The sequence below is a fragment of the Streptococcus sp. 10F2 genome (assembly GCF_054331515.2).
In genome coordinates this window covers 1-938 of sequence record NZ_JBTGGE020000110.1, presented here as the reverse complement: position 1 = coordinate 938, position 938 = coordinate 1, and the positions used below count along the sequence as shown (strand labels likewise).

Below are 938 nucleotides of genomic sequence, written 5' to 3'. Positions count from 1 at the left end.
AGAATTAAATCCTATTGAAAAAAGCTGGGCTATTTTAAAAAAATCAGTTACAGAATTACTTCGTAAAATGGACTCTATAACTGATGCAATAACATACTATTTAAAAACTAAATGACTATAATCTAAAAAACAGAGGGGGAAAGTATTTTTCCGACCTCTGTTTTCTTTGTTATCCTTTAAAATCAACAAACCCTCTCTTATAAAGCCTGTGACTTTGAATATTTCCATCGACATCCTTGGCATCCCATATCTGAAGTTCCCAAGGATAGTAAAAATTACTCTTATTTTTAAAATAAACATGAATTCCGATATATCCGTCCTTGTCACGGAGATACCAATTTTTTAAACCAAAGGTATCTTTCCACTCATCTAAGCGTTCCATCACCTGAGTGATCTCCTCCGACGTTACTATCACCCGAGCACCAAAAATATTATTCAAGATTGAGTTAACGGGGTAGCCTTCCTTACGTTCAGAAAAGCGATTGATTTTATCAAGAATGCTTTCAGAGGTTTTCACACGGTAAACATAGGCGATATCTTGAAGATTCGCTTTCATTAAGTAATCATTAATGGACTCATGTAGATTTAAACGATAAGCCAAAATTGCTGAAGTTGGAACCTTGGAAAATGTATGTTTGAGATTCACCTTTTGGACCTTGCCCGTTTCAAAATAATCAATCGAATATTCTTTGTGAATACGGTTAATTTCTGAAATCAATCGTTCAACTTTCTGAATCATGTTGAGTACCTCCTAGAAAGTCCGAAGTAAGAATTGTGGTATGAGTAATGTTATAGTCATTTAGTTTTTAAATGGTATGTTATTGCATCAGTTATAGAGTCCATTTTACGAAGTAATTCTGTAACTGATTTTTTTAAAATAGCCCAGCTTTTTTCAATAGGATTTAATTCTGGAGAATACGGTGGTAGAGGTAAAAAGA

At 33.5% G+C, this 938-nt stretch carries 2 protein-coding genes; both read right to left on the bottom strand.

Going from position 1 to position 938, the window contains the following annotated elements:
* Positions 1-169: 169 nt before the first annotated feature.
* Positions 170-739, bottom strand: a complete 570-nt coding sequence (locus ACXM1Q_RS09255) for a nucleotidyltransferase family protein (RefSeq protein WP_458517804.1) — start codon at positions 737-739, stop codon at positions 170-172.
* A 56-nt stretch (positions 740-795) separates the two neighbouring features.
* The coding region (locus ACXM1Q_RS09250) for a transposase (RefSeq protein WP_458517805.1) at positions 796-938 on the bottom strand (143 nt) is incomplete at its 5' end.

What these genes read in the sequence shown, in the direction of transcription:
- ACXM1Q_RS09255 (WP_458517804.1), bottom strand. Translation starts at nt 739, where the DNA reads ATGATTCAGAAAGTTGAACGATTGATTTCAGAAATTAACCGTATTCAC.